The sequence below is a fragment of the Oscillibacter sp. genome (assembly GCF_028693505.1).
In the GTDB taxonomy this organism is placed as follows: Bacteria; Bacillota; Clostridia; order Oscillospirales; family Oscillospiraceae; genus Oscillibacter.
Map to the genome: position 1 here is coordinate 1 of NZ_JAQUVF010000048.1, position 4,453 is coordinate 4,453.

At 61.2% G+C, this 4,453-nt stretch carries 5 protein-coding genes; all 5 read left to right on the plus strand.

Annotation, left to right across the window (positions count from 1 at the left end):
• Positions 1–1,178: GGDEF and EAL domain-containing protein (locus tag PHI30_RS10025; protein ID WP_300027322.1), on the plus strand; the 1,178-nt coding region annotated here is incomplete at its 5' end.
• A gap of 237 nt (positions 1,179–1,415) precedes the next feature.
• Positions 1,416–1,994: a 2-oxoacid:acceptor oxidoreductase family protein gene (locus PHI30_RS10030; protein WP_300027325.1), complete on the plus strand. Its 579-nt coding sequence runs from the start codon at positions 1,416–1,418 to the stop codon at positions 1,992–1,994.
• Positions 1,991–2,299, plus strand: coding sequence for a 4Fe-4S binding protein (locus PHI30_RS10035; RefSeq protein WP_300027328.1), 309 nt, complete (start codon positions 1,991–1,993; stop codon positions 2,297–2,299). The genes PHI30_RS10030 and PHI30_RS10035 overlap by 4 nt, the downstream gene beginning before the upstream one ends.
• Before the next feature lie 15 nt (positions 2,300–2,314).
• Positions 2,315–3,493 carry a pyruvate ferredoxin oxidoreductase gene (gene porA, locus PHI30_RS10040; protein WP_300027332.1) on the plus strand — a complete coding sequence of 393 codons (1,179 nt, stop codon included), beginning with the start codon at positions 2,315–2,317 and terminating at the stop codon, positions 3,491–3,493.
• A gap of 14 nt (positions 3,494–3,507) precedes the next feature.
• A complete protein-coding gene (locus PHI30_RS10045) occupies positions 3,508–4,440 on the plus strand; it encodes a thiamine pyrophosphate-dependent enzyme (protein WP_300027335.1) in 933 nt (310 codons plus the stop codon).
• Positions 4,441–4,453 lie beyond the last annotated feature (13 nt).

Consider the following 4,453-nt stretch of genomic DNA (forward strand, 5'->3'; position numbering starts at 1 on the left):
CCAACGACCGCTTTGGCCACGACTGGGGGGACCAGTACATTCGCCAGGCGGGCCAGTGCTTTTCCAACGGCGTGCCGGCCAAGAGCCTCTGTGCCCGGGTCTCCGGGGACGAGTTTTTCCTTTTGCTCTCCGGCTACGACAGTCGGGAAGAGGTCCGCAACCTGCTGGGGCAGTTCTCCCAGATGGTGCGGGACAGTGTGTTTTCGCTGCCAAACGGGGAGATGGGCGCCATCCGGGTCTCCGGCGGCGTGGCCTGGTATCCCGAGGACAGTCTGGATTTTGGCGAGTTGATGCGTCAGGCGGACTTTGCCATGTATCAGGTGAAAAGAAGTGCCAAGGGGCAGCTGGCGGACTTTGATCTGGGAGTTTACAACCGCCAGAGCTTTTTGAGCCAGAGCCGGCAGGAGCTGTCCCGTCTGCTGGAAGAGGAGCTGGTGACCTATCATTTCCAGCCCATTGTAAATAGCCGCACAGGAGAGGTGGAGGCCTATGAGGCGCTGATGCGGGCCTCCTTGCCGATTTTGAACACGCCTGACGCCATCGTGAAGCTGGCCAAGGCGGAAGGCCGCCTTCAGGAGGTTGAACGGTTGACCTGGTATCGCGCCTCGGCGTGTTACGGGGAACTGCTCAAACAGGGGCAGGCGAAGACGGCGGCGCTGCTCTTTGTCAACTCCATTGCCAGCCAGTGCATGAAGCCCCAGGAGGTGGCGGAGTTTATCCGGCGCTATGGGTATCTGCAGTCCCGAATTGTGGTGGAAATGACAGAGGCGGAGGACATGAGCTCTGCCGCCACCGAGGCCAAGCGGACCACGCCGGGCTTTTCCGGGATGTTCGTGCTGGATGATTACGGCAGCGGCTACAACAGCGAGAAGAATTTGCTGGAACTATCGCCAAAATTTATTAAGGTGGACCGGGCCATCATTCAAAACCTGGATGAAGACCCGGACAAACAGCGGATTGTCTCCAACATCGTGGGCTATGCCCACGAACGGGATATGAAAATCATTGCCGAGGGGGTGGAGACCGCTCAGGAGGTGCGAAAAGCACTGGAACTGGGCGTGGACCTCTTCCAGGGGTACTTTCTGGCCCGACCCGCCGCGATTCCGCCGCAGATCAGCCAAAGGGGTTTGGCGGTTATCCGGGAATTTTGGCAGGAACGGGAAGATCCCCCATCTTAAAAATTCCTATAAAGCAAAAAGCCGCCAAGCAGTGGCGGCTTTTTTCATGCCCTGCCGTCCCGCTTCCCCGCCGGCAAAGGGAGAATCGAATGGGTGTTTCCGCATTGCAATGCAGGCGATGATGTGTTAAAATTTTCTGAATCAGGCTGGGCCGCAATTGGCGAACCGTTGGAAAGAGGGAAGGATGCGTCAGGCGCGAAGCGGCGCCAGGCAGAAGGAAAGCGAGGAGGATCAGAGATGAAAGACATGGTAGAGATCCGGTGGCACGGGCGCGGGGGCCAGGGGGCGAAGACGGCGTCGCTGCTGCTGGCGGACGCGGCGTTCAACACGGGGAAGTACGTGCAGGGCTTCCCGGAGTACGGCCCGGAGCGGATGGGCGCGCCCATCACGGCGTATAACCGCATCAGCAGTGAGCGCAGCACGGTGCACTCCAACATCTACGAGCCGGATTACGTGGTGGTGGTGGACGAGACGCTGCTCTCGGCAGTGGATGTGACGGCGGGGCTGAAGGAAACGGGGGCCATCGTCATCAATTCCGGCAAGTCCCCGGCAGCCCTGCGGCCGCTGCTCAAGGGCTACGCCGGCAAGGTGTGCACCATCGACGCGGGAAAAATCAGCGAGGAGGAGCTGGGGAAAAACTTCCCCAACACGCCCATGCTGGCGGCCATCGTGAAGGTTTCCGGCGTGGTGGATGTGGAAAAATTCATCGGGGATATGGAGGCGTCCTTCCATCATAAGTTCGCCAGCAAGCCCCAGGTGATCGAGGGGAATATGAAGGCCCTGAAGCGCTCTATGGAGGAGGTACAGGCAGGATGAGTTACAAAGCAAGTGAAATGACAGCGGATGTAAAGTGGCGGGACTTGACCCCCGGGTGCAACATCTTTGAGGGCGGCACCAGCGCAGTGGTGGAGACCGGGGACTGGCGCACCATAAAGCCCGTTCTGGACATGACGAAGTGCAAGCAGTGTCTGCTGTGCGTGCCGGTGTGCCCGGACATGTCCATCCCCATGACGGCGGAGGGCAAGCGGGGCGAATTCAATTATTTCTTCTGCAAAGGCTGCGGCATCTGCGCCAACGCGTGTCCCTTCGGGGCCATCACGATGGTCAAGGACGAGAAATAAGGAGGGGACGAGAAAATGGGAATCAGAGAGAGACTATCCGGCAATGAGGCCATTGCCGTGGCGATGAAGCAAATCAACCCCGACGTGATGGGCGCGTTCCCCATCACCCCGTCCACGGAGATCCCCCAGTACTTCTCCACCTACGTGGATAACGGAGAGGTGGACACGGAGTTCATCGCCGTGGAGAGCGAGCACAGCGCCATGTCCACCTGCATCGGGGCGGAGGCGGCGGGCGCCCGAGCGATTTCCGCCACCAGCTCCTGCGGCCTTTGCTACATGACGGAGATGCTGTACGTGGCGGCTAGTGACCGCCTGCCCATCACCCTGGCGGTCTCCTGCCGGGCGCTTTCCGGCCCCATCAACATCAACAACGACCACTCCGACGCCATGGGCGTGCGGGATGCGGGCTGGCTGATGCTGTTCGCGGAGACCAACCAGGAGGCCTATGACAACTACCTCCAGGCCATGCGGATCGGCGAGGCGGTGGGATTGCCCATCATGATCTGCCAGGACGGCTTCATCACCTCCCACGCCATCGAGAATATCGAGCTGGTGGAGGATGAGAAGGTGAAGGCGTTCGTTGGGGAGTACAAGCCCGAGCACGCGCTGCTGGGCCGCCAAAATTCCATGGCGGTGGGGGCGTACGCCACGCCGGTTTATTACATGGAGGCCAAGCGGGCCCAGGCCCAGGCGATGATGGACGCCAAGGACGTCATCCGCAAGGTGGGCGCGGAATTTGCCGCCATGACGGGGCGGAAGTACGATCTGGTGGAGTATTACCGGATGGAGGACGCGGAGGAGGCCATCGTCATCATCGGCTCCTCCGCCGGCACGGCCAAGGCGGCGGTGAACGAGCTGCGCGCCGCGGGCAAAAAGGTGGGCCTCATCAAGGTCCGCTCCTTCCGACCCTTCCCCACGGAGGAGATCGTGGCGGGCTTGAAAAACGTGAAGGCCTTCGCGGTGATGGACAAGGACGACAGCTTCAACGGCCACTGCGGACCCATGTTCGCGGAGGTGGCGGCGTCGCTGTACGCCGCGGGCGTCAGCGCGCCCAAGGGCATCAGCTATATCTACGGCCTGGGCGGCCGGGACGTGCGGGTGGAGAGCATCCAGCGCGTGTTCACGGAACTGGCGGACATCGCCGCCACCGGCGAGACCGGCGAGACGTACCGCTATCTGGACGTGCGGGAATAAGGAGGGAGAGCAAGATGAGCTACAATCTGAAAGAGAACCTGATGAAAGAGGAGCGGCTCTCCGGCGGCCACCGGATGTGCGCGGGCTGCGGGTCTCCCATTGCCATCCGCACGGTGCTGCGGCAGCTGGAGCCGGGAGACAAGGCGGTGGTGACGGGCGCGACGAGCTGCATGGAGGTGTCCACCTTCATGTACCCGTATACGGCGTGGAAGGACAGCTTCATCCACAACGCCTTTGAAAACGCGGCTGCCACCTGTTCTGGGGTGGAGGCGGCGTATAAGGCGCTGAAAAAGCGGGGCAAGCTTGACGACACCTATAAATTCATCACCTTTGGCGGGGACGGGGGCACGTATGACATCGGGTTCCAGAGCCTCTCCGGGGCCATGGAGCGGGGCCACGACATGGTGTACGTGTGCTACGATAACGAGGCGTACATGAATACGGGCATCCAGCGCTCCTCCTCCACGCCCCACTTTGCCGATACGACCACCACGCCCGCAGGCAGCGTGATTCCCGGCAAGCCCCAGCGCAAGAAGGATTTGACGAAGATCATGGTGGCCCACGGGATTCCCTACGTGGCCCAGACCACGTTTATGGGGAACTTTAAGGACCTCTCGGAGAAGGCCCACAAGGCGATCTACACGCCCGGGGCGGCGTTTTTGAACGTGATGGCGCCCTGTCCCCGGGGCTGGCGGTATCCCACGGAGGAGCTGATGGAGATCACGAAGCTGGCAGTGGAGAGCTGCGTGTGGCCGCTGTACGAGGTGGTTGAGGGCAAGTACATGCTGACCTACCAGCCCAAGGAGAAGCTGCCGGTGGAGGCGTATTTAAAGCGCCAGGGCCGCTTTGCCCATATGTTCCGCCCCGGCAACGAGTGGATGATTGAGGAGGTCCAAAAAGAGGTGGACCGCAAGTGGGAGGAGCTGCTGGCTCTTTGCGGCCTGTAAAGCCCCGCCCCCA

Bases quoted from the DNA above. Each gene is read 5' to 3' on its own strand.
- PHI30_RS10030 (WP_300027325.1), top strand. From the start codon at position 1,416: ATGAAAGACATGGTAGAGATCCGGTGGCACGGGCGCGGGGGCCAGGGG.
- PHI30_RS10035 (WP_300027328.1), top strand. From the start codon at position 1,991: ATGAGTTACAAAGCAAGTGAAATGACAGCGGATGTAAAGTGGCGGGAC.
- porA (WP_300027332.1), top strand. From the start codon at position 2,315: ATGGGAATCAGAGAGAGACTATCCGGCAATGAGGCCATTGCCGTGGCG.
- PHI30_RS10045 (WP_300027335.1), top strand. From the start codon at position 3,508: ATGAGCTACAATCTGAAAGAGAACCTGATGAAAGAGGAGCGGCTCTCC.